The following is a 23943-nucleotide window of genomic DNA, read 5'->3' as shown; positions in this document are numbered from 1 at the left end:
CATGGCTGACATGCAGCTAAGCGATTAAAATCATTGCGGATAAGTGCGATTAATCGGAATTCAGTTAATCTTGTCGCCGGGCGAAAGCATGATCGTTACTTCGTCGGCGTGCGAAAGATTGAGCGCCTGGCGCGCCCGCTCGTCCAGCATATCCTTGTCGATGGTGCCGTCATGCAGCATCCGCACCTTGTTCTCCAGCGAGACACGCTGCCCGCGGACCTGATCGAGTTCCGTCTGCAGGACGGCAGCGCGGGCACGCAACTGGTCCTTCGAGTTGATGCCGAACTCGCCGTGATAGACGTGGTAGCCGAAATAGGAGAGCACGGCGACGGCCAGCGACGGCACGATCAGTCGACCGGTCCTGCGGGGGCGATGCTGGCGTGTCCACATGGCATGATTCCTTGGTTCCTCCATGTCGCCCGAACTTGCTTAACGGGTCGTTACCCCCGTCGATCGACCGGAGCCGGAGACCGGACCGAGAACGGGTCGGGGTGACAAGAGCGACACGGTTGATAAGCCACGTGCGGTTTTTTGTCGCTCAAGGGGTTGGCGAAACCACAAGCCTCTTTTATAGGCAGTTTGCTGCGAATCCCGTTTGGGAGGGTACGAATGACAGAATTTGACATCGCGATGAGAGGCCGCGAGGCCTAGGTCCTCGGCGCCGGATCGGAAGGCCATTGGTCTTTCCGGGCAAAACGGCGCTCGAATAAAGGCCCTGATGCGGCCCCGGCCGCCACCTAGCTCCGGCCAGCTTCAAATTCACTTCGACCGCTTCAAGGGACGTTTGTCCCGCGTAGCATTCCGTTTCAGCTTTTTGGGATCGGCCGCTTCTGGCGTCCGGTAAAAATCATGACCCGTTACCGCATCGATCTGCGCGGCGGCGCCTTCCGCAGCGTGTTCCGCTTCACCAACAGCCACTGGTTCCGGCAGCCCTTCCGGCTGGCGACGATCATGGGTGCCGTGCTGGTCTCGACGCTGGCCGACGTACTGACGCCGCTCTACACCGGCCGGCTTGTCGACGCCGTGGCGAGTGGTGCTGCCGCGAATGAAGTCGCGTGGAATGCGGCGATTGCCGCATTCGCGGCGTTGCTGGCCCTGGCGCTCGGCGCCATCGTCTTCCGCTACATCGCCTTCATGGGCATCATCGACCTGACGTTGAAGATGATGGCCGACATTGCCGCCGACGCCTTCCATCGGATCCAGCGCTTCTCCACCGACTGGCATGCCAACAGCTTTGCCGGCTCGACGGTGCGAAAAGTGACGCGTGGCATGTGGGCGCTCGATCTGCTCAACGACACGATCCTGGTCGCGCTGTTCCCGTCGCTGGTGATGCTCATCGGCTCGACCTTGCTGCTCGGCTGGTACTGGCCCTTGATGGGAGCGATCATCGCTGTCGGTTCGGTCATCTACATCATTCTGACGGTGGCCTTGTCGCTGGGTTACGTGGCTCCGGCCGCCAGCCTTGCCAACAAATGGGACACCAAACTCGGCGGCGTGCTGGCCGACGCGGTGAGCTGCAACACGGTTGTCAAGGGATTCGGTGCGGAGGACCGCGAGGACCATAGGCTGGCGCAGATCGTCGCCAAGTGGCGGCATCGCACACGCCGCACCTGGGTGCGCGGGACCCTGAACGGCACGGTTCAAGGCGCGACACTGCTCGTGCTCAGGGCGGCGGTGATCGGATTCGCGCTCTATCTGTGGTCGCAAGGAGAGGCGAGCGCCGGCGACATCGCCTTCGTGCTCACCTCGTTCTTCGTGCTGCAGGGTTATCTGCGCGATGTCGGCATGCATGTGCGCAACGTGCAGCGCTCGGTCAACGACATGGAGGAACTGGTCGACATCCAGGCCCAACCGCTCGGCATTGCTGACCATGCCGGCGCAAAACCGATCCGCATCACCAATGGCCGCATCGAATTCGACAACGTCACCTTCCACTACGGCAACCACCGGCTCCCGCTCTACAAGGATTTTTCCATGGAGATCGCGGCGGGTGAGCGCGTCGGGTTGGTCGGGCATTCGGGTTCGGGCAAGACGACCTTCGTCAAGCTGGTCCAGCGGCTGTACGACCTGAACAAGGGCGCCATCCTCATCGACGGGCAGGACATCGCGACGGTGACCCAGGCGTCGCTGCGCCAGCAGATCGCCATCGTGCAGCAGGAGCCCATCCTGTTCCACCGCTCGCTGGCGGAGAACATCGCCTATGCCCGCCCGGGCGCCAGTCAAGCGGAGATCGAGGAAGCGGCAAGGCTTGCCAGCGCCCACGACTTCATCATGCATCTGCCGAAGGGCTACGGTACGCTGGTCGGCGAGCGCGGCGTAAAACTGTCGGGCGGCGAGCGACAGCGCGTGGCGATTGCCCGCGCCTTCCTTGCTGATGCGCCGGTCCTGATCCTCGACGAGGCGACGTCGAGCCTCGATTCGGAATCGGAAGTGCTGATCCAGCAGGCGATGGAGCGGCTGATGGTCGGACGCACGACGCTGGTCATCGCGCATCGGCTATCCACGGTTCGCGCGCTCGACCGGCTGCTGGTCTTCGACAATGGCCGCGTCGCCGAGGAAGGCAGCCATGACGCGCTGATCCGTCGCGACAGTGGCATCTATCGCCGCCTGTTCGAGCGGCAGGCTTTGGAACTGACCAAGGGATTGATCTGACAAACAAAAAGGGGCCGTGCGCGAGCACGGCCCCTTGATCCCATCGCTCAATCGAGGGCTTATGCCTTCAGGATCGACCTGCCTGCGTACTGTGCCTGCCTGCCAAGCTCTTCCTCGATGCGGATGAGCTGGTTGTACTTTGCCGTGCGGTCGGAGCGGGCCAGCGAGCCGGTCTTGATCTGCCCGCAATTGGTCGCGACCGCGAGGTCGGCAATGGTCGAATCCTCGGTCTCGCCCGAGCGGTGCGACATGACGGCGGTGTAGCCTGCCTTGTGCGCTGTCTCGACGGCGTCCAGCGTTTCCGACAGCGAGCCGATCTGGTTGACCTTGACCAGGATCGAATTGGCGACGCCCATCTTGATGCCGTCGCGCAGGCGCGCCGTGTTGGTGACGAACAGGTCGTCGCCGACGAGTTGGGTCTTCTTGCCGATCAGGTCGGTCAGGATCTTCCAGCCTTCCCAGTCGTCCTCGGCAAGACCGTCCTCGATCGAGATGATCGGATAGTCGGCGGCGAGTTTTGCCAGATATTTCGCCTGGGTCTTCGGGTCGCGGGTCTTGCGCTCGCCTTCGTAGACGTAGTTGCCGTCCTTGAAGAATTCCGTCGCGGCACAGTCCAGCGCCAGCGCCACGTCCTCGCCCGGCTTGAAGCCGGCCTTCTCGATTGAGCCCATGACAAAATCGAGCGCCGCCTGCGCGCTCTTCAGGTTCGGGGCGAAGCCGCCCTCGTCGCCGACATTGGTGTTGTGGCCGGCTTCCTTCAGGCCCTTCTTCAGGGTGTGGAAGATCTCCGAGCCCCAGCGCACCGCGTCGCGCAAGGTCGGCGCGCCGATCGGCATGATCATGAATTCCTGGAAGTCGATCGGGTTGTCGGCATGCGCGCCGCCGTTGATGATGTTCATCATCGGCACGGGAAGCACATGGGCATTCGGGCCGCCGACATAACGGTAGACCGGCAGGCCGGAAGCTTCGGCTGCAGCCTTGGCGACGGCCAGCGACACGCCGAGGATGGCGTTGGCGCCGAGGCGGGCCTTGTTAGGCGTGCCGTCGAGTTCGATCATGATCCTGTCGATGGCGATCTGGTTCTCGGCCTCGAGGCCGCCGACCGCTTCGAATATCTCGCCATTGACGGCCTCGACGGCGCGCTCGACGCCCTTGCCGAGATAACGCGAACCGCCGTCGCGAAGCTCGACCGCCTCATGCGCGCCGGTGGAGGCGCCGGAGGGCACGGCGGCGCGGCCCATCGACCCGTCTTCCAGCACGACGTCGACCTCGACGGTCGGATTGCCGCGGCTGTCGAGAATCTCGCGGCCGATGATGTCGACGATTGCGGTCATGAAACTCTCCAGATTGGATCGATTGAATTTTCGCGCCCGTCTTAGCCAAAGCACCGCAAAAGGCAATCGTGGACGGCAGAAATTCCGGCGCACTCACGCCGCCGGCTTCACCGTCGCTTGAAACTTCGACATCAGATACGGGCCGGACAGCACGGGCTCGTAGCGGGGCGTTTCACCGGGCGCCAGGCAGGACGGGATGCAGGTGATTTCCTGATGCCAGTTCGGCTGGTGGAAGAAGGCGAGCGACTGGCGACGGGCAGCACTGCCGTCGGCGTTGACGACGCGGTGGAGCGTCGAGACCCAGCGGTCGTTGGTCCAGCGCGCCATCAGGTCGCCGATGTTGATGACGAAAGCGCCGGGCACCGGTGGCACTTCCCACCAAAAACCTTCCGGCGAGAAGATCTGCAGACCCGACGAGCCGGGCTGCGGCAGCAGGATGGTCAGGCTGCCATAATCCGTATGCGCGCCGGCGCGCAGTTGCCCTGGTTTTGGTGGCGTGCTCGTCTCGGGATAATTCAACGCCCGTAAGGCGCTGACCGGCCGGTCGATGGTCTTGTCGAAGAAGGTTTCCGGCAGGTCGAGCGCCACGGCGAAGACGCGCATGATGTGCGCGGCCAAATCCTCGATCGCGCGGTAATAGGTCTTCCAGGCGTCGGCAAAACCGGCCGGCTCGTCCGGCCAGATGGTGTCGGCATAACAAAAGGCGAGCGCTTCCGGGTCGGTGAGGCCGGGCGGCACCGCAAGCGGGCCGCCGTTGAAACTTTCCTTGAGGTCGGGCGGGGTGTCCTCCCCCTTCGATTTCGCCAGCGCCTCCGCACCGGGGCCGAGATAGCCATAGGGATAACCAGGGAAAGGCGCCCTTGCCTTCTCTTTCTCCGCGACGGACTGGTCGAAGAAGTCATGCGCCTTCGACCAGACGGCGTCGATCGTCGGCTGCGGAACGCCATGCCCGCTGATCGCAAGGAAACCGGTGCTGCGGCAGATATCGTCGACCTCGCGCCCGAGCGCGCGGCGATCAACCTCGTCGGACGTCTCGAAGCGGGAAAGATCGAATATGGGGAATGATGGGTCGTGCATGTTTCCTCTCGGCTTTTCGACAGGAATAGCCGAAGCGCGGCGAAGGGGTATAGCCTGCTGGCGTAAATACCCCGCCCACAAGAAAACGGCCCCGCTTGCGCGAGGCCGTCCGCCGCATCTCCCGGTAGAATGGGAGGTTTAGTGCCAGTAGGGATCGACCTTGTAATATTCGAAGGCCGCGTCGCGCGCTCGCTCGCCGTCGGTGCCTGTCAGGTCGTTGATCGAATGGGCAGGCGCCGCCGTCAACTGATCCTTGGTGAAGGGAACCACATAGCCGCCGCGGCTCGGCTCATAGTCGAGAACCGACCACGGGATCGCATGGTACTTCTCGCCGATACCGAGAAAGCCTCCGAAGCCGATAATGGCGAACATGATGCCGTTAGACGTCTTGTCGAGCATCACGTCCTCGATCGTGCCGATGCTTTCGCCGGCCGTGTTGTAGACGGCGGTGCCGATGACACGCGAGGCGGGAATGGCGTCGGTGTGGCCGGTGTAGGTGCTCATGGAAATCTCCTCGTGCAGGTGAATCGCTGCGAGGAGAATGGCCGGCGGCGGCGAAGGTTCCCGCAAAATTTTCCGGCCCGGCGATCAATCCGTCAGGATGAAGGTGACCTTCATGTTGACGCGGTAGGCGACGATCTTGCCGTCCTCAACCACGATCTTCTGGTCCTGGATCCAGGCGCCCTCGACGTTCTTGAGCGTCTTGGATGCCCGTTCGATGCCCTGCTCGATGGCATCCTGAAAGCTCTTCTTGGACGAGGCGGTGATTTCAGTGACGCGAGCGACCGACATTGCGGTGTTCCTCCACATACAGCCCCCGACAGGAGAGGCTATATCGGGCGGAGGGCGGCAGCAAGCGTCCTGTGTATCAGCCCAGGGCTTGGAACTCGGGTTAACGCGCTTTCTCTGTTGCGGAATGACTGATTCCATGGGTGCTTCCTTGATTCGGAGCATCGCATGTCCGTCGCGATCCTTGAGGGTTTCGAAAAATCCCGCCTGAAGTCGCTTCTTGATTATTTTGGCGACATTGAAGACCCGCGCGAGCCATGGCGCGTGGCTCACCCGCTGCCAGAGGTCCTATTTCTTGTGGTCTGCGGCACCATCTGCGACTGCGAGGACTACGATCTGATCGCCGACTGGGGTGCGGCGCATCTGGATTTCCTGCGTCGCTACCTGCCCTATCATCACGGCGTGCCGGGTGGCCGCTGGCTGACCATCCTCATGAACCGTATCGATCCGGCCCTGTTCTCGGAATGCTTCACGGCATGGGTGCGCGAGACCTGGCCCGACAAGCCCGACTTCATCGCCATCGACGGCAAGACCTCGCGCCGCAGCCACGACCGCAGCATCGGCCGCGCGCCGCTGCATCTGGTCTCCGCCTTCGCCACCACGCAGCGCCTGGTGCTCGGCCAGGAGGCGGTCTGCGACAAGTCGAACGAAACCACCGCCATTCCGGTGCTTCTGGAGCGGTTGGCAGCAAATGACGGCCTCAAAGGCGCGCTGGTGTCGATCGATGCCATCGCCACCAATGCCACCATCGCCACGGCGGTCCGCGATGCCGGGGCCGACTATCTGCTCGCCGTCAAGGCCAACCAGCCAACGCTGCGCCGCGACATCGAACGCTATTTCAACGACGCGCCCGATGAAACGCTCGACAACTCCCACGACCTCGACAAAGGCCACGGCCGCATCGAGGAACGCTCCGTCACCGTCTCACGCGAGACCGATTGGCTTTCCGGAGACAGACGCTTCCCCGGCGAACTGCGCCTGCCAGGCGCGACGACCATCATTCGTGTCAGTTCGCGCGCCGAACTCAAGGACAGGTGCCGCTTCGAGACCCGTTACTATATCTCTTCGGCCACGCTCTCCGCCGAGCGGGCCGCGCACGCCGTGCGTGGCCACTGGTTGGTGGAGAACGCCCTGCACTGGACCCTCGACGTCGTCTTCAAGGACGACCAGTCGAGGTTGCGCAAGGGCCATGGCGCACACAACATGGCCATTGTCCGTCACTTCGCCATCAACCTCGTCAGAGCCATGAAGGACAACAGAGCCATCAAGCGCCGCCGCAAGGTCGCGGGATGGGACGCAGACTACCTCGCCTCTATCCTCGGCCACCTAACCCGTTAACCCGGATTCGAAGCCCTGTGTATCAGCCTATCAGAGCCCCTTGGCGACCCGATCGAAGGCGATGAGCCTTTCAAGCAAGGCGGGCAGGTCCTTGAGCGGGATCATGTTCGGCCCGTCGGACGATGTCGAATTATCGGGATCCTGGTGGGTCTCGATGAACACGCCGGCGACGCCGACGGCAACCGCCGCCCGCGCAAGGGTTTCGACGAAACGGCGCTCGCCGCCCGAGGACCCGCCCTGCCCGCCCGGCTGCTGCACCGAATGGGTGGCGTCGAAAATCACCGGCGCGCCGATCTCGGCCATGATCGGCAGGGCGCGCATGTCGGAGACCAGCGTATTGTAGCCGAAGGAGGCACCGCGCTCGGTGACGAGCACATTAGCATTGCCCGACCCGGTGACCTTCGCCACCACGTTCTTCATGTCCCAAGGGGCGAGGAACTGGCCTTTCTTGACGTTCACCACCTTTCCGGTCTTCGCAGCGGCGACCAGAAGGTCGGTCTGGCGCGACATGAAGGCCGGGATCTGCAGCACGTCCACATGCGGCGCAACGATCGCGCATTGTTCCTCGTTGTGGATGTCGGTGAGGATGGGAAGGCCGAATTCCTTGCGCAGGCCGTCGAAGACAGGCATGGCCGCGTCGAGGCCGGCGCCGCGCGTCGCGTCAAGCGAGGTGCGGTTGGCCTTGTCGTAGCTGGTCTTGTAGACGAGCCCGATGCCCAGACGTCCACACAGTTCCTTCAGGCTGCCGGCCATGTCGAAGGCATGCTGGCGGCTTTCCAACTGGCACGGGCCGGCGATCAGCGCCAGCGGCGCGGCATTGTCGAAGGAAACGTTGCCGACGGCAACGATCGGGTTCGGACTGGTCATGAAATCTCCTCGAAGACGAAGGCGGCGCCCTGCCCCGACGCGGGCGGAACGACGAGGCGGCTGTCCTTCATATGGTACGAAATGCCGGCATCACCCAGCAATCCGGCAATGCGGGCCAGATCGGTTGCCGCGAAACAGACGGCACGCGCCTGCAGGCCGGTATGGCCTGCCGCGTCGAGCCCGTAGCGTTCCTCCAGCCCTGCATCGTCGACCAGATCGACGACCATGTTACGCGCGGCGACGCGGACGGCCTGGCCTGCGGCCGGCTCGACCGGCGGAGCATCCGCCGCCATCGAGACGATCGGGGCGAAGTCGAAGGGCCTGCTTGCCGAAAGCACCACGCGCACAATGCCGGTCACGCCGTTTCGGTGCGACTGCAAGGAGGCGCGGTCGACCTTTGGAACCCCTATCCGCTGGCAGGTGAAGAAGAAGATGTCCGGCGCCCGCAGGTCGGCGGCGAAGGCCAGACGGAAGGACGCCTCTCCGGTGTTGCCCGCCGCATCCGTGAAAGGACGTGAAAAGTCGAGGATCTCGCCACCGGACATGCCTTCCCGCCGAAAGGTCAGGTCATCGTCGCGAGCGTCCTGCGTGCCAAAGACCAGGGCCGAGAACCCATCGCCGCCCTGACGATAGCGATAGGCCGCGTCGCGCGCCACGAAGGCGTTGCCTTGCCGCGCCGCCTCGCGCGCTTGCCGCTCGTCGGCGACGGCCAGCGGCTCAAGATAGGTGCCGTCGGCCAGGAACACGCAGGCGTTCGCCGTGCCGAAAGGATGGACGCCGACAGGTGCCACGGTGAAACCCAGCGCCGTCAGCCGCGCCCGCGCCGTCTCGAGCGAGGCGGTCGGCAGCACCAGATGGTCGAGCGGGCGAGGTTCGGCGTTCATCGGGCGGGATGTGCCTCATTCCCGGCTGCGCCGCAAGGGCGGCGGCGCGCCGAGGTGATGGCGGCGGTGCCGACGGTCAATGCTCCAGCGGGCCTGACATTTTTTTCCAGGCGTCGATGCCGCCCTCGATGTGGCGGGCCGAGCCGATGCCCGCCTCCTGCGCCGCGTTGACCGCCATGGCTGAGCGTTCACCGAAGGCGCAGAAGAAGATCAGCCGTTTTACCGAGCCCAGTTCATGCAGGACGCCGCCCGGACCGACGCTCTCCTCCAGGGAGCCGTAAGAAACGTGCAAGGCACCGGGGATAGCGCCGTGGCGTTCGCGCTCGCTGCGTTCGCGCAGATCCACCAGCGCGACATCGGGCCGCCCGAGCAGCGGCAGGGCGTCCCGCGCCGACAGCGCCCAGCCTTGCGCGGCGACCTTCGCCTGCGGCAGGCCGATATGCATGTTGGCGGGCACCGCGACGTCCATCATCTTCGGATTGGGCAGGTTCAGGCCGTTCATCAGCGCGATATAGGCGTCCACGGAGGGGACCTGCAGGCGCGGGTTGCTGCGTCGCTCCTCGCCGATGGTGCTGACTGTATCGCCCTTGTAGTCGTGGGCCGGAAAGACCAGCGTCTCGTCCGGCAGCTTCAGCAGGCGGCCGAAGATCGATTCGTACTGGGCGCGCGGGTCGCCGTTCTGGAAATCGGTGCGGCCGGTGCCGCGGATCAGCAGCGTGTCACCGGTGAAGACGCGGTCGCCCATGACGAAGGAATAGGAATCGTCGGTGTGGCCGGGCGTGTAGATGACGTCGAGGCTGGCGCCTTCGATGTCGAGCCTGTCGCCGTCGGCGAGGCGGATCGACACGATGTCGGCCTTGGTCTGCTCGCCCATGGCGGTGACGCAATGGGTGCGGTCGCGCAGTTCCGCCAGGCCGGTCACATGGTCGGCATGCAGATGCGTGTCGACCGCCTTGACCAGACGAAGGTCGAGCTCGTTCAAAAGCTGGATGTAGCGGTCAACCTTCTCCAGCACCGGGTCGATGATCAGCGCCTCGGCGCCGCGCCGGCTGGCGATCAAATAGCTGTAGGTGCTGGAGGTGCTGTCGAAAAGCTGACGGAAAATCATGGCGATGTCTCCGAAACCTCATCGCCGGCGCGCCGGCGATTCGCCTTGCAGCCGCTCATTTCGGCTGCGGCACGATGCGCAGATAGGGTTTCGGCGCCTTCCAGCCCTCGGGATACTGCTTCTTCGCGTCGTCGTCGGAGACGGAACCGAGGATGATGACATCGTCGCCCTGCTTCCAGTCGACGGGCGTCGCCACCTTGTGTTTTGCGGTGAGCTGCATGGAATCGACGACCCGCAGGATCTCGTGGAAATTGCGCCCCGTGCTCATCGGATAGACAAGGACGAGCTTGATCTTCTTGTCCGGCCCGATGACGAAGACGGTGCGCACGGTGGCGTTGTCGGCGGCCGTGCGGCCGTCCGACGTGTCGCCGGCGCCGTCGGGCAGCATTCCGTAGAGCTTGGAGACTTTCAGGTCGGTGTCGCCGATCATCGGATAGTTCGGCGCGGTGCCTTGCGTCTCGGCGATGTCGATCGACCAGCGCGCGTGATTCTCCACCGGATCGACGCTGAGGCCGATGAGTTTTACGCCGCGCTTGTCGAATTCGGGCTTGAGCGTCGCCATGCGGCCGAGCTCGGTCGTGCAGACCGGCGTGAAATCCTTCGGATGCGAGAAAAGCACTGCCCAGCTGTCGCCCAGCCAGTCGTGGAAACGGATGCGCCCCTCGGTGGTATTGGCCTCGAAATCCGGCGCCGTGCTGTTGATGGTCAAAGACATGAAACTCTCCCTGCTCTGTATCCCGCGAGGCAGTGTCTGACCGGATGCCAAGAGCCACCTGCCCGTCGCGCGTGATACGAAACCAACCCCGTCGGCCCGTCGCCATCGGGCGTCGGCCTGACGACGATACGGTACTCCGCCGCCACAACACAGGCAACGGGTGAAGACGGATGTAGTGACGCACCGCCGTTCCTCGGGGCGCCATGGGAACGGGATGAGATGCTTCGCTTTCGTGCCGCAGATTTTTGGCCAAAAAGGGTTTGGCCGGCTTCGCAAACGGATCAACAATGGCACTGGCGGACAGCACGGATCGCCGACACGCCGCGAAAAAATCCGCGCCGGCCGTCGATCTTTGTCTTGTGGCATCCGGCACGGCGCCATCAAGACGTGTCGGGAGACTCCAGCGCGTAGACGGCCAACGCGTGGGCGTGGGCCAGAATCTCGTCGATCTCGCGGATTCTTCGGGGATGGTTGGCCGACGGATCGTAGCTGGAGAGCCGCCCGCCCGGCGGTCGACCGCGCCGCAGCGGCGAGACGCGGCGGGGCCGACCCTTGCCGCCGCCACCTTCCCGATCGCGAGCACGTGCCGCGTCGTTTCGCGCCTTCCAGCGGGCGAAACGTTTCGCCTGGCCCGGAAGGTCATCCAGCGCGCGGCCCAACGCTTCCAGCCGCCGGCCGAGGCGCGCCGCGTCGACCGGCTTGTCGGACGACGGCGGGGCAGGCAAGGGGTGAAACGGCGCATCGAAATCCAGCGACAGGATGCGCGGCAGGCTTGCGGGCGCCGTCCTCCGGGCGCGGCCGGTCCAGAACGAAGGCGTCCGCAGCGGATCGAGCAGCGGCAGCGAGAGAATGCACGATGCCGGCCGGCGACGTTTTTTCGGCCCCGTCGGCATGAAGGCGCGAGGCCCCCGCTTGATGGCGGGTTTCGGTTTTCGCGGGCGGAGTGGCGGCAGGTTGACCACGATGCCGCGCGCCGCCGCGATGATCAGCCGCCGCGTGGCGGATTCAGCGGGACGCAAGAGCCGCAGGATGACGAGATAAAGCTGGCGCGGCAGTGTGGGGGCGCCTTCGGCCATGCCGACGAGAGCAACAAGCGATGCGAGGATGCGCTTCAGCGCCTCCCAGTTTTTCTCGATCGCCACGCTCCCGTCCATCGGGGACCTTCTCCTTTCGAGCACAGGCGACCCATTATCGCACCGATCGGCGAGGATGTAAATAATCCTAGGCAAATAATCCTATTTGTGTTTATGACCATCCGCGCCGGAGCAGCGGATGACCCTGCCCAGCAGATTTTCGGAAGCAGCCCATGGCTGTCGTCGTGTATCGATGACAGTCACCAACCTCAACAAGGCATACGCTCCACGAGGTCCGTCACCGCGTCGATGATGCCTCGCACATCACAGTCGTAGAAGCCGGCAGAGTTCAACGTATTGTATTCGACGACCTTGTAGGCGTCATCGGCTTGGGCGATGTCGATGACATAGGCCGGCGCCGGTGCAAATCGCTTGTGGGCTTCGAGGACAGCTGCCTCGACCTCGGGGATGACATGCCGCTCGGCTTTGGCGATCCGCCACTGTTTGTAGAGGGAAGACGTCACGATCCTGCCGTCGACGACGACCACGCGCCACTCGCAGCCCAGTTTCTTGGGCCGGCTCACAGCGACGTCGAAATCATTGCCGTCGAGATAGCCGACGGCGGCTATGTTCAAGAACCACCCGGCGAACTCGTCCTTGCTCATAACCGTGCCGGCGAATTCCTTGTTGTCGCCGTCCGGCTTGATGAAGAAGTGTTCGCCTTCATAGGAACGCAGCCACTGTGCCACCGCGCTCATCGGCATAGAGACTGCGTCAAGGTTCAGGAACAGGTCGCCGAGTTGCTTGTAGACCGACGTGGCGAACTCGGCGTTGGTGAAGACGCCTGGCTTCCAGCCCTGCCGTTGCGCCAGCTTCTGGACGCCGATGCTGCCATAGACCACTGCCGGTCCCGACACCTCCGGCACCACGCCATCGATTTCGTGGATGAACGGGATGATCCGCACGACATGATGCGGCAGACGGCGATGCCTGAGGTGCGCCAGCATCTCGTCAAAGCACGCTTCGGCGAAGACGTTGGATTCGAGAATCCAGGTGACTGTCATGGCATTGGACGTTTCGACGTTTTCCTTGATGTTGCGAAAAGGCGGAGGTCAGCGGGTCAAGCAATCAGGATCAGCTATTTCGCGGATCAGGATCGTTCCCCGGCAAAGGCAGGTCTCGAAAAGTCTTGGCGCCCGCAATGCGTTTGTAAATCCCTTCCCATTCCGGCGGCGCCGGATTTGCGCGGACAAAATCGGCCTGCCCGTCGTGCGAGAGGACCGCAAAACCGAATACAAAATCCTCCCAGATTTTGTTCATGCCGAATACGGGAGCATCGCGCGGAAGTTGGGAAAAGTCGCCTTCTACAGTTTCAAAAATCCTGGCCAGTTCGCGGCGACGAAACGATCCGTCGGCATAATCGTGTGGGCTGATGCCGGGCATGTAAACCCAAGGCAGCGGCAATGAACCGCTGCCCCGAATTGAGATCGAAGACAGAGAATTCTCCCACCCCGCCGGAGGCGGAAAGCGAATTGCATAGTCGTCCCGGAATGCCCTCGTGCAACTTCCGAACCACGCACAGAACAGGCCGACATACCATTCGCCGTAACCCATGCGCCAACCGATGCTATGTCGGGCGATGTTCGGGCACTCGATCCAGGGCGGCGCCATCTCCTCCATGAATCAAACCAGCCGGCTCTGCTCCACCGCAGCCCCGATAAAACTCGCGAACAGCGGGTGCGGGTCGAGCGGGCGGCTTTTCAGCTCAGGGTGATACTGCACGCCGATGAACCAGGGGTGGTCGGGATATTCGACCGTCTCCGGCAGCACGCCGTCGGGCGACATGCCGGCGAAGACCAGGCCGCATTCCTCCAGCCGCTCCTTGTAGTCGATGTTGACCTCGTAGCGGTGGCGGTGGCGCTCGGAAATCTGGGTGTCGCCGTAGATTTCGGCGATCTTCGAATCCTGCGCAAGCCGCGCCTCGTAGGCGCCGAGACGCATGGTGCCACCGAGGTCGCCCGCTTCGCGGCGTTTTTCCAGCATGTTGCCGCGCAGCCATTCGGTCATCAGGCCGACCACCGGTTCCTTTGCCGGACCGAACTCGGTCGACGACGCGCCCTCGATACCGGCCAGTGAACGCGCCGCCTCGATGCAGGCCATCTGCATGCCGAAGCAGATGCCGAAATACGGCACTTTTCGCTCGCGCGCGAATTTCGCCGCGAGGATTTTTCCCTCCGAACCGCGCTCGCCAAAACCGCCGGGCACCAGGATGCCATGCACCTTTTCCAGGAACGGCGCCGGGTCTTCCTTTTCAAAGATCTCCGACTCGATCCAGTCGAGCTTGACCTTGACGTGGTTGGCGAGGCCGCCATGGGAAAGCGCTTCGATCAGCGATTTGTAGGCGTCCTTCAGGCCGGTATACTTGCCGACGACGGCGATCGTCACCTCGCCTTCCGGATTGTGGATTAACTTCGAAACGTTCTGCCAAGCTTCCATGCGCGGCTTCGGCGCCGGGTCGATGCCGAAGGCGGCCAATACTTCCGAATCCAGCCCTTCCTTGTGGTAGGCCATGGGCACGTCGTAGATGTGGCCGACATCCAGCGCCTGGATGACGGCGCTTTCGCGCACGTTGCAGAACAGCGAGAGTTTTCGGCGCTCTTCCTTGGGGATCGGCCGGTCGGCGCGCACCAGCAAAATGTCGGGCGCGATGCCGATGCCGCGCAGTTCCTTGACCGAGTGCTGGGTCGGCTTGGTCTTCAACTCGCCCGCGGTCGGGATGTACGGCATCAGCGTCAAATGGACGTAGACGGCGTTGTTGCGCGGCAGGTCGTTGCCGAGTTGGCGGATGGCTTCGAGGAAGGGCATCGCCTCGATGTCGCCGACCGTGCCGCCGATCTCGCAAAGGACAAAATCGTAGTCTTCGTTGCCGGACAGCACGAAATTCTTGATCTCGTCGGTGACGTGCGGAATGACCTGCACCGTTGCGCCAAGATAGTCGCCACGGCGCTCGCGCTCGATGATGTTCTTGTAGATGCGGCCGGTGGTGATGTTGTCGGACTGGTTGGCGGAGCGGCCGGTGAAACGCTCGTAGTGGCCGAGGTCGAGGTCGGTTTCCGCCCCGTCGTCGGTCACGAACACCTCGCCATGCTGGTAGGGCGACATCGTTCCGGGATCGACGTTGAGATAGGGATCGAGCTTTTTTATGCGCGCGCGATAACCGCGCGCTTGCAGCAAAGCCCCGAGGGCCGCTGCAGCAATGCCTTTTCCAAGGGATGAGACCACGCCGCCGGTGATGAATACATATCGCGCCATGGGAATTATCGCTTAGCTTGGGCGGCCTGATTCCGCCAGAAAAAAATGGGGCCCTGTCCGATTATCCCCGGCGGGCATGTGGTGTCGGTGCGGCCAAAACAAAAGGGCCGGCGCGGGCCGGCCCTTTCGAAGGATGTGCGGCAGATCAGAGAATGACGACCTTCGTGCCGACGCCGACGCGGCGGTAGAGGTCCATCACATGCTCGTTGACCATGCGGAAACAGCCATTCGACGAGTTGGTGCCGATGGTCTGCGGGGCGATGGTGCCGTGGATGCGCAGATGCGTGTCCTGCTTGCCCTGGTAGAGGTAGATGGCGCGGGCGCCGAGCGGGTTCTGCCCGCCGCCGGGCATGCCGTCCTTGTACTGGCCGTATTTCTTCGGCTCGCGCTTCTGCATGTCGAGCGTCGGGATCCAGCGCGGCCATTCCTGCTTGTCGCCGACCGCCACCATGCCCTTGAACTGCAGGCCCTCGCGTCCGACGGCGATGCCGTAGCGGCGCGCCGAGCCAAAGCCTTCGACGAGGTAGAGGAAGTGGTTGCTGGTATCGATGACGATGGTGCCGGGGGCGTAACCGCTGAAGGCAACCGACTGCGGCTCGTACTCCGGCCTGACCTTGAACTTCTTCTTGGTCTCCAGCACCGAGTCGAGGGCGCGGGTTTCCGGCAGCATGCCCACTGAGGTCGCCGTCGTCGTCGGCTCGTCGCCGAACAGGATCTTGAAGAAGCCGCCGCCGCCGCTCGGCTGGACGACGCTCGCACCGCTGCGCAACTCGCCATTGTTGCCTTCGCGAACCACTACGTCGGGGCCGACGGCAGCCGCCTGCTGGGCGGCGATGCGCTCGGCCGTCATGCCGATGACCGGCTTGTCGTTCGAGCCGAACCGCTGCACGTCTTCATCGGCCTTCGCCAGTTCGACCGGCGGGACCTTCTTCCGGGGTTCCTCCTTGGCGACATCTTCCTTGACGACATTCTGCTTCGGAGCGCGGAAGGCCGCAGTGCGCGCCTCGGCGTCGGCCTTGGCCTTGGCCCGCATGGCGGCCAGCTTTGCCTGGCGCACCTTCTCGGCGGCGGCCGCCTTGGCTTCCGCCTTTGCCTTCGCCTTCTCGGCGTCCGTCAGCTTCTTGTCCGCGTCCTTGGCGGCAACCTTGCCCTTCTTGTCGGGCTTTGCCGCGACCTTCTTCTTGCCCTTGGAGGCATCTGCAGAGGTCTTCGACTTTGCCGACGTCGCCGTCGGCTTCTGCGGCTTCGCCACGTCCGCGAAGGCAGGCGTGGACAAGCCCAGCACGGCGCAGAGGCCGAGCAATATGAGGCTTCGAGGTAGCATGTGTTGTTGATCCCGAGACGATAAAGAACCGGCCGTGCAGCGGAACGACATCTCCGCACCCCCGCTCGCAAGCCGTCGGGAAATCTATATCCCTATAATGAAGAAACGCTCAAGGCATCCCCATCCGTCCGCGAGATCGAATCATCGTGATCACAGCGGCATTTAGCCGGGTGTGATCAAACGGGCACAGCCCGTAGGCTATTGATTCGGGACCTGCGGCTCGGCCGGGCTGGCAGGCGCCGCCGGGGCCGGTGCGGCAGCGGGCGGTGTCGCAGTTGCGCCATCGGCAGCCGGAGGCGTGGCAGCCGCGCCATCGGCGGGCGCGGCGCCCGATGCCGGAGGATTGACGGCGGGCGGCGTCTCGCCGGCGGGTGCGGCCGGAGCCGGAGCGGACGGCACGTCGGAGCCGCCGAGCTGGTCGAGCACGCCGGCACCGCCACCCTCGCCCTGGGTGGCCGGCACGCGGTCGAGAATGTCGATCGGACGGTCGCCGTAGCGGGCGATCAGCGACAGCACCAGGGAGGTCGCGAAGAACGCCGCGGCCAGGATCGCGGTGGCACGCGTCAGCGCGTTCGCGGCGCCGCGCGCGGTCATGAAACCTGAGCCGCCACCGATGCCCAGCCCGCCGCCTTCCGACCGTTGCAGCAGCACGACGCCGACAAGCGCGAGCACGATCATCAGATGGATGACGATGACGACAGTTTCCATAATTTCCCCGGCAGAGTTCAGGACACAGACAGGTGCGTCCTGCCGAAACGTGGCGGCTCAATACATGGCTTTCGTGGCATTTCCAAGCCCGCCGGGAATATGGGGGCGATGCGGGCCAATGCAACCCGTCGTCCCGTGCCCGGCCCGTTCTGGACGGCGGCCGGCCGTCAAAACGACAGGTAGGCCTCGGCGATGCCGAGGAAGTCGCGCGCCTTCAGGCTGGCGCCGCCGACCAGCGCGCCGTCGACATTGTCGATCGACAGCAACTCCTTGGCGTTCGACGGCTTGACCGATCCGCCATAGAGGATACGCGTGCGCCTGGCTTCTTCCCCGATCCGGGCGGCCAGCTCGGCGCGAATGTGGGCATGCGCCTCGGCCACGTCAGCGGCGGTCGGCGTCAGGCCGGTGCCGATCGCCCAGACCGGCTCGTAGGCGATGATCGTGTTGGCGTGGGTCGCGGCTGCGGACACCGACCCGGCGATCTGGCGGGACAGGACCGACATCGTAGCGCCCGATTCGCGCTCGGCCCGCGTCTCGCCGATGCAGACGATCGCGATGAGGCCAGCGCGCCATGCGGCTTCCGCCTTGGCATGGACGACGGCGTCGGTCTCGCCATGATCGGTGCGGCGCTCGGAATGGCCGACGATGACATGCGAGGCGCCGGCATCCTTCAGCATCTCGGCGGAGATTTCGCCGGTGTGTGCGCCGCTCGCCAATGCGTGGCAATCCTGCCCGCCGACCTTCACCGGCGTATTGGAAAGTATCTCCGCCGCCCGCGTCAGCAGCGTCGCCGGCACGCAGATCAGCGCGTCCGTCTCCGCGTCGATGCCGGACAGGAACTCGCGGCCGATCGAGCGCAACTCGGCGAGCGACGCACCGACGCCGTTCATTTTCCAGTTGCCGGCGACCAGTGGATGAATTCGCGACGTCATTCTCATCTCCCAACGACCATGCGGCCGGACCCTCCGTACCAAAATCAGGTCACAAAGCAATCGACACTTGCCCACAAGGGCGTTATTGCCGTTTCCTCACGGACTTCGCCCGCCTGGTCGGGCTTTCAACGGACTGTTCCATGCTCGAAACCCTACGATCCGCGGCCGGCACCTGGATTGCCAAGCTCCTGCTCATGCTGCTGGTGGTGAGCTTCGCGGTCTGGGGCATATCCGGGCAGCTGCAGAACGGCCTTGGCAACCATGCGCTGATCACTGCCGGTGGAACCTCGGTCACAGCCACGGAATACCGCCTCGCCTACGACCGGCAGATCAACGTTTTGTCGCAGCGTTTCGGCCAGAGGCTGACCCGCGAGCAGGCGACCGCCTTCGGCGTGGACAACATGGTGCTGGCGCAACTGGTATCCGGCGCGGTGCTGGACGAACAGGCCCGCAAGCTGGGCCTCGGGCTTTCGAAGGACCGCATCGCCTCGCTGACCGCCGAGGATCCGGCCTTCCATGGCCAGGACGGCAAGTTCAACCGCCAGCAGTTCGACTACGTGCTCAGCCAGATCGGCATGCGGCCTGAGGATTATTTCGAAAACCGCGCCCAGGTGGCCATTCGCCAGCAGATCGTCGAAGCGGTCGCCGATGGCATTAAAGCGCCAGATACGTTCCTGCGCGCTGTGTCGCTCTACAGGGGCGAAGATCGCACCGCCGAATATCTGGCTCTGCCGCGCTCGCTGGTGGAGCCGGTCGAAGCGCCGACAGACGCCGTGCTCACGGCATGGTTCGAGGACCGCAAGAAACAATATTCGGCGCCCGAATATCGCAAGATCGCCTATGTCAAGCTGGAGCCGGCCGACATCGCCGATGAAAGCGCGATCACCGATGAGCAGGTCCGCTCCGACTACGACAAGAACAAGGCTCGCTATACGACGCCGGAAACACGCACGATCGAGCAACTGGTTTTCGCGTCCAAGGACGCCGCCAACGCCGCGCTCGCCTCTTTGAAGAGCGGTACCAATTTCGACCAGATCGTGACGTCGGAGGGCAAGACGTCCGCCGACGTGCAGCTTGGAACGCTCGCCAAGGACAGAATTCCCGACAGGGCGGTCGCCGATGCCGCTTTCGTGCTCGCGAACAACGAGGTGAGCGGCGTGATCGACGGGACGTTCGGTCCGATCCTGGTCCGGGTCACGGCGATCAATCCCGAGGTGGTGAAGAGTTTTGAGGAAGTGGCGCCGGAAATCCGCAGGGATCTGGCGCTGGGCGAGGCCCATCGCGTGCTTCTCGATGTCCATGATTCCTACGAAGACGCGCGCGCCGGCGGCGATACGCTGAAGGAAGCTGCCGACAAGCTGAAGCTGAAGGTCACCGCCATCGAGGCGATCGACCAGTCGGGCAGGAAGCCCGACGACACGATCGTCAACGACCTGCCTTCCTCGGCCCAATTGCTGCGCGCCGCCTTCGATACGGAAGTCGGGGTGGAGAACCCGGCGGTCAACATCGGGTCGGACGGCTATGTCTTCTTCGAGGTGGAAGGCATCACGCCGGCGCGCGACCGCGCACTCGACGAGGTGAAAGCCAAGGTCACGACCGACTGGATCGCGGCGGAGACGGAAAAGCGCCTTGCCGACAAGGTTGCCGAACTCGAAAAGCGCTTGAAGGATGGCGTGACGCTCGACGTGATCGCCGGAGAGCTCAAGCTTGAGAAACAGACCAAGCGCGGCCTCAAGCGGGAAGCGGACGACGGAGATTTCGGCCGCGACGGCGTCGCCGCGGTCTTCGGCGTCGCCGAGGGCGGTTCGGGCAGTTTCGCCGCTCCGACCGGCGATTCCCGCATCTTGTTCAAGGTCACGGAAGTGTTTGAACCGGCCGCCTCGGGTGCCGACGCGGTGCCAGAGGATGCGCGCAAGGGTTTTGCGTCCGGTCTGTCGGACGACCTGCTCGACCAGTTGGTGGCGCGATTGCAAGGCGAATACGAGGTGCGTGTGGATCAGGCCGCGATCGGCCGGGCCCTGGCTTTCTAGCTGAGATGAGCACGCTGAAACCTCATATCGCCAAAGTGGCCGGCGGCGCGGTCCTCTCCTTCGATGAGGCGAAGGATGCGTTCGACATCATCATGTCGGGCGAGGCGACGCCCGGCCAGATCGGCGCCTTCCTGATGGCCTTGCGCGTGCGCGGCGAACAGGTCCCGGAAATATTCGGCGCCGTCGCCACCATGCGCGAGAAGATGCTGACGGTCGAAGCCCCGGAAGGCGCGATCGACATTGTCGGCACCGGCGGCGACAATTCGCACAGCGTCAACATCTCGACGGCGTCGGCCTTCGTAATCGCCGGCGGCGGGGTGCCTGTCGCAAAGCACGGCAATCGCGGCCTGTCCTCGCAGACCGGCGCTTCCGATGTGCTGACCGCCCTCGGCGTGAAGATAGACCTCGCGCCGGAATCGATCTCGGCCTGCATCCGCGAGGCCGGCGTCGGTTTCATGTTCGCCCCGTCGCATCATCCGGCGATGCGCCATGTCGGCCCGGTGCGCGCCGAACTCGGCACCCGCACCATCTTCAATCTGCTCGGACCGCTCTCCAACCCGGCCGGCGTCCGCCGCCAGATGGTCGGCGTGTTTGCGCCGGAATGGATCGCACCCGTCGCGGAGACGCTGAAGCTGCTCGGGGCGGAACGCGCCTGGGTGGCGCATGGCGACGGCCTCGACGAGATCACGACGACCGGCGAGACCAGCGTGGCCGAACTCGCCGACGGATCGGTCCGCAGCTTCGTGCTCAGGCCGGAGGATTTCGGGCTCGCCCGCCGCAAGCGCGAGGAACTACGTGGCGGCGACGCGGCCTACAATGCCTCGGCCTTGCGGGCGACGCTGGATGGGAAGGCTGGCGCGTATCGCGACACCGTGCTGATGAATGCCGGCGCGGGTTTTGTGCTGGCCGGCAAGGCAGCCGACCTTGCCGACGGCATACGGCTCGCCGCTGCGTCGATCGACGGCGGTCATGCAGCCGGCGTGCTCGACCGCCTGGTTTCGGTATCGAACGGATAGAGCCGTGGTCGACATCCTGAAGAAGATCGAAAAGTACAAGCGCGAAGAGATTTCGGCCGCGAAGACCAATGTTCCGCTTGCCGAAATAAAAGCCAAGGCGCGCGATGCCACGCCGCCGCGCGGTTTCGCCGAAGCCCTGCGCGCCAAACGACGAAGCGGCAATTACGCCCTGATCGCCGAGATCAAGAAGGCAAGCCCTTCACGGGGCCTCATCCGCGCCGATTTCGACCCACCGTCCCTGGCCCGAGCCTACCAGGCAGGCGGCGCGGCCTGCCTGTCGGTTCTTACCGACACGCCATCTTTCCAGGGCGCGCCCGAATATCTGTCGCAGGCGCGCGAGGCGACCGCCCTCCCCGTGCTGCGCAAGGACTTCATGTATGAGCCCTATCAGGTCCTTGAGGCGCGCGCCTGGGGCGCGGACGCCGTGTTGATCGTGCTTGCCGGGGTGGAGGACGACGGGGCGCGGGCGATCGAGGATACATCGCTCGAACTCGGCATGGACGTGCTGCTCGAAGTGCACAATGAGGCGGAACTGGAGCGGGCATTGGCGATGGCCTCGCCGCTGATCGGCATCAACAATCGCGACCTGCGCACTTTCGATGTCGACCTCGCCGTTTCGGAGCGGCTGGCCCGGCTGGTGCCCAGCGACAGGATCCTGGTCGGCGAGAGCGGCATTTTCTCCCATGAGGATTGCCGGCGGCTGGCGCATGCCGGCATCGAGACATTCCTCGTCGGCGAAAGCCTGATGCGCCGGCCAGACGTGACGCAGGCGACCCGCGCGCTGCTCTACGGCGAGGCGGCTGCGTCCGCCGAGATCGGCTGAGCGATGGCAGCGCCGGCATCCGCGCTGACGCATCTGAGCCCGGACGGCCAGGCGAACATGGTCGATGTCGGCGAAAAAGCCGAGACCGTGCGCACGGCGGTTGCGGAAGGCTGCGTCACAATGAAGGCGGAGACGCTGGCGACGATCATGGCCGGCAACGCCAAGAAGGGCGACGTGATCGGCGCGGCGCGCATTGCCGGCATTCTGGCAGCGAAGCGCACGCACGAACTCATTCCTCTATGCCATCCACTGCTGCTCACCAAGGTCGCCGTCGACATCGCGGAGGACACCGCCCTGCCCGGCCTGCGCGTCACCGCGCTCGCCAGGGTCACCGGCAAGACCGGCGTCGAGATGGAGGCGCTCACCGCCGCGTCGGTCGCGTGCCTCACCATCTACGACATGGCCAAGGCCGTGGACCGTGGCATGGTGATCTCCGGACTCCGGCTTGTCGAAAAGACCGGCGGCAAGTCCGGCGATTTTCGCGCGGCGGACTGACATGGCGCTGCTGCCGGTGGCCGAGGCCTTGCGATTGCTGCTCGACGGGGCCGGACCATTGCCGCCCGAACGGGTTTTGCTTCATGAGGCGGCGGGGCGCGTGCTAGCCGGTCCGTTGACGGCTCTCCGGACCCAGCCGCCTTTCGACGCTTCGGCGATGGACGGTTTTGCCGCGCGCGCAGCCGATGTGGCTGATGTGCCGGTGCGGCTTGAAATCGTCGGCGTGTCAGCGGCCGGACGCGGGTTTCGCGGCGAGGTCGCGCAAGGACAGGCGGTACGCATTCTGACAGGCGCGCCGATGCCGGAAGGCGCCGACACGGTCGTCATCCAGGAAAATACACGTCCGCTTGGTTCGAATGCCATTGAGGTTTTCGAGACGGTGGCGGCCGGCCGGCACATCAGGCGGCGCGGGCTCGATTTTTCGGAAGGCGAAATGCTGCTCGAAGCGGGCCGCATGCTTGATGCCGCCGCACTTTCGCTGGCCGCTTCCGCAAACCACGCCACGCTCAACGTGGTCGGCCGGCCGCTTGTCGCCATCATCGCGACAGGCGACGAACTGCTGCCGCCCGGCAGCCATCTCGGGCCGGACCAGATCATTTCCTCGAATGCCTATGGCGTCGCGGCGATCGCGTCGGCCGCCGGCGCGCGCGTGCTCGACCTCGGCATCGTCGGCGACGACCGCGGGGCCATCGCGGCGCGGCTGGCCGAGGCAACGACGGCCGGGGCGGACATCGTGGTCACGCTGGGCGGCGCGTCCGTGGGCGACCATGACCTCGTCCACGAGGTGCTCGGCTCGCAGGAAGTCCAGCTCGATTTCTGGAAGATCGCCATGCGGCCCGGCAAGCCGCTGATGTTCGGGCGGCGAGGCGGGATGCGGTTCATCGGCATGCCCGGCAATCCGGTGGCGAGCCTCGTGTGCTCTCACCTTTTCCTGAAACCGCTTGTCGCTCAGCTTGGCGGCCGCCAGGTGGAGCATGACAGGCGCCCGGCGGTGCTCGGCGCGCCGATGGCGGCAAACGATTTGCGGGAAGATTATGTTCGCGCCAGGATCGACATCGTCGACAGCGGGCTTGTCGCGACGCCCTTCGGCATCCAGGATTCGTCGATGCTGCGGATTCTCGCCGATTCGGGCGGTCTCATCATCCGCCCACCTTTCGCCCCGGCAGCCGAAAAAGGCGCTCCCTGCACCATCCTGATGCTGCGATAACAATTCGCTGCCGGTAAGTCGTGAAACGGCTCTGGCCGGGCATGCCTTCCGGGAGAGTCCGGGCCCGTGCACCTCAAATGGTGCTCGATCGATAGCCGGCATTTCCTATACCACGCCAAAAGTGCCCGATCGGCCCTCCGCCAACCACGCAGCCTGCCGCCTGACATCGGCCGGCAGCGGCGGCCAGTCCCGCTGATCCACTGCCGATATCCGCCCCGACGCGGCGGCGGTGCAACAAAGACGCAGCGGCGGGTGCAAT

The 23943-nt window shown here is 64.4% G+C and carries 23 protein-coding genes; 7 read left to right on the top strand and 16 right to left on the bottom strand.

The genetic code is table 11. The annotated features are described in order from the left end of the window. Positions 1 to 60: 60 nt before the first annotated feature. Entirely contained in the window at positions 61 to 390 is a 330-nt protein-coding gene (locus tag ACSBOB_RS18355) for an FtsB family cell division protein (RefSeq protein ID WP_442577539.1), read from the bottom strand. A gap of 459 nt (positions 391 to 849) precedes the next feature. On the opposite strand from ACSBOB_RS18355, the gene ACSBOB_RS18350 reads away from it, so the two are divergent. After that, positions 850 to 2652, top strand: a complete 1803-nt coding sequence (locus ACSBOB_RS18350; RefSeq protein ID WP_442577538.1) for an ABC transporter ATP-binding protein — start codon at positions 850 to 852, stop codon at positions 2650 to 2652. A gap of 59 nt (positions 2653 to 2711) precedes the next feature. On the opposite strand, the gene eno is transcribed toward ACSBOB_RS18350, so the two are convergent. From eno to ACSBOB_RS18330, 4 genes are all read right to left on the bottom strand, one after another. Further along, complete coding sequence (gene eno / locus ACSBOB_RS18345; RefSeq protein WP_442577537.1) at positions 2712 to 3986, bottom strand: phosphopyruvate hydratase; 1275 nt, start codon at positions 3984 to 3986, stop codon at positions 2712 to 2714. Positions 3987 to 4079: 93 nt separating this feature from the next. Next, complete coding sequence (locus ACSBOB_RS18340; protein WP_442577536.1) at positions 4080 to 5063, bottom strand: isopenicillin N synthase family dioxygenase; 984 nt, start codon at positions 5061 to 5063, stop codon at positions 4080 to 4082. Positions 5064 to 5201: 138 nt separating this feature from the next. Beyond that, positions 5202 to 5567: a PRC-barrel domain-containing protein gene (locus tag ACSBOB_RS18335; RefSeq protein WP_442577535.1), complete on the bottom strand. Its 366-nt coding sequence runs from the start codon at positions 5565 to 5567 to the stop codon at positions 5202 to 5204. Between the two features lie 84 nt (positions 5568 to 5651). Then, entirely contained in the window at positions 5652 to 5855 is a 204-nt protein-coding gene (locus ACSBOB_RS18330) for a dodecin family protein (RefSeq protein ID WP_442577534.1), read from the bottom strand. A 165-nt stretch (positions 5856 to 6020) separates the two neighbouring features. Between ACSBOB_RS18330 and ACSBOB_RS18325 the strand changes: the two genes are divergently transcribed. Then, on the top strand, positions 6021 to 7190 hold the full coding sequence (locus ACSBOB_RS18325) for an ISAs1 family transposase (RefSeq protein WP_442577477.1): 1170 nt from the start codon (positions 6021 to 6023) through the stop codon (positions 7188 to 7190). Between the two features lie 30 nt (positions 7191 to 7220). On the opposite strand, the gene kdsA is transcribed toward ACSBOB_RS18325, so the two are convergent. The 11 genes from kdsA to tpiA form a co-directional block, all read right to left on the bottom strand. Continuing rightward, positions 7221 to 8057 (bottom strand): 3-deoxy-8-phosphooctulonate synthase, encoded by an 837-nt coding sequence (gene kdsA / locus ACSBOB_RS18320; protein ID WP_442577533.1) that lies wholly within the window; start codon positions 8055 to 8057, stop codon positions 7221 to 7223. After that, a complete protein-coding gene (locus ACSBOB_RS18315) occupies positions 8054 to 8941 on the bottom strand; it encodes a VOC family protein (protein ID WP_442577532.1) in 888 nt (295 codons plus the stop codon). The genes kdsA and ACSBOB_RS18315 overlap by 4 nt, the downstream gene beginning before the upstream one ends. Positions 8942 to 9017: 76 nt before the next feature. Continuing rightward, positions 9018 to 10049, bottom strand: a complete 1032-nt coding sequence (locus ACSBOB_RS18310) for an MBL fold metallo-hydrolase (protein WP_442577531.1) — start codon at positions 10047 to 10049, stop codon at positions 9018 to 9020. Between the two features lie 55 nt (positions 10050 to 10104). Further along, positions 10105 to 10764 (bottom strand): peroxiredoxin, encoded by a 660-nt coding sequence (locus ACSBOB_RS18305; protein ID WP_442577530.1) that lies wholly within the window; start codon positions 10762 to 10764, stop codon positions 10105 to 10107. A gap of 380 nt (positions 10765 to 11144) precedes the next feature. Further along, positions 11145 to 11918 carry a hypothetical protein gene (locus ACSBOB_RS18300; protein ID WP_442577529.1) on the bottom strand — a complete coding sequence of 258 codons (774 nt, stop codon included), beginning with the start codon at positions 11916 to 11918 and terminating at the stop codon, positions 11145 to 11147. Between the two features lie 188 nt (positions 11919 to 12106). Beyond that, positions 12107 to 12901, bottom strand: coding sequence for an ATP-grasp domain-containing protein (locus tag ACSBOB_RS18295; RefSeq protein ID WP_442577528.1), 795 nt, complete (start codon positions 12899 to 12901; stop codon positions 12107 to 12109). Positions 12902 to 12971: 70 nt separating this feature from the next. Continuing rightward, entirely contained in the window at positions 12972 to 13517 is a 546-nt protein-coding gene (locus ACSBOB_RS18290; protein ID WP_442577527.1) for a hypothetical protein, read from the bottom strand. Positions 13518 to 13520: 3 nt separating this feature from the next. Beyond that, the gene (locus ACSBOB_RS18285) at positions 13521 to 15149 is read right to left on the bottom strand and encodes a CTP synthase (RefSeq protein WP_396650510.1); all 1629 of its coding nucleotides are present in this window, start codon (positions 15147 to 15149) and stop codon (positions 13521 to 13523) included. A gap of 145 nt (positions 15150 to 15294) precedes the next feature. Further along, complete coding sequence (locus tag ACSBOB_RS18280; RefSeq protein WP_442577526.1) at positions 15295 to 16473, bottom strand: L,D-transpeptidase family protein; 1179 nt, start codon at positions 16471 to 16473, stop codon at positions 15295 to 15297. A gap of 198 nt (positions 16474 to 16671) precedes the next feature. Continuing rightward, positions 16672 to 17181, bottom strand: a complete 510-nt coding sequence (secG, locus tag ACSBOB_RS18275) for a preprotein translocase subunit SecG (protein ID WP_442577525.1) — start codon at positions 17179 to 17181, stop codon at positions 16672 to 16674. A 167-nt stretch (positions 17182 to 17348) separates the two neighbouring features. Next, entirely contained in the window at positions 17349 to 18113 is a 765-nt protein-coding gene (tpiA, locus tag ACSBOB_RS18270) for a triose-phosphate isomerase (RefSeq protein ID WP_442577524.1), read from the bottom strand. A 140-nt stretch (positions 18114 to 18253) separates the two neighbouring features. On the opposite strand from tpiA, the gene ACSBOB_RS18265 reads away from it, so the two are divergent. From ACSBOB_RS18265 to ACSBOB_RS18245, 5 genes are read left to right on the top strand one after another with little or no spacing between them, the layout of a single operon-like run. Continuing rightward, complete coding sequence (locus ACSBOB_RS18265; protein ID WP_442577523.1) at positions 18254 to 20143, top strand: SurA N-terminal domain-containing protein; 1890 nt, start codon at positions 18254 to 18256, stop codon at positions 20141 to 20143. A 5-nt stretch (positions 20144 to 20148) separates the two neighbouring features. After that, positions 20149 to 21159 carry an anthranilate phosphoribosyltransferase gene (gene trpD, locus ACSBOB_RS18260; RefSeq protein ID WP_442577522.1) on the top strand — a complete coding sequence of 337 codons (1011 nt, stop codon included), beginning with the start codon at positions 20149 to 20151 and terminating at the stop codon, positions 21157 to 21159. Between the two features lie 4 nt (positions 21160 to 21163). Further along, complete coding sequence (gene trpC / locus ACSBOB_RS18255; RefSeq protein ID WP_442577521.1) at positions 21164 to 21982, top strand: indole-3-glycerol phosphate synthase TrpC; 819 nt, start codon at positions 21164 to 21166, stop codon at positions 21980 to 21982. A 3-nt stretch (positions 21983 to 21985) separates the two neighbouring features. Then, entirely contained in the window at positions 21986 to 22477 is a 492-nt protein-coding gene (gene moaC, locus ACSBOB_RS18250; protein ID WP_442577520.1) for a cyclic pyranopterin monophosphate synthase MoaC, read from the top strand. Between the two features lies 1 nt (position 22478). Beyond that, on the top strand, positions 22479 to 23684 hold the full coding sequence (locus ACSBOB_RS18245) for a molybdopterin molybdotransferase MoeA (protein WP_442577519.1): 1206 nt from the start codon (positions 22479 to 22481) through the stop codon (positions 23682 to 23684). The last annotated feature ends 259 nt before the right edge of the window (positions 23685 to 23943 follow it).

It is taken from the genome of Mesorhizobium sp. KACC 23794 (assembly GCF_052180275.1).
Lineage (GTDB): Bacteria > Pseudomonadota > Alphaproteobacteria > Rhizobiales > Rhizobiaceae > Kumtagia.
The sequence above is the reverse complement of the archived record's forward strand: the minus strand, read 5'-3'. Positions and strand labels throughout refer to the sequence as shown.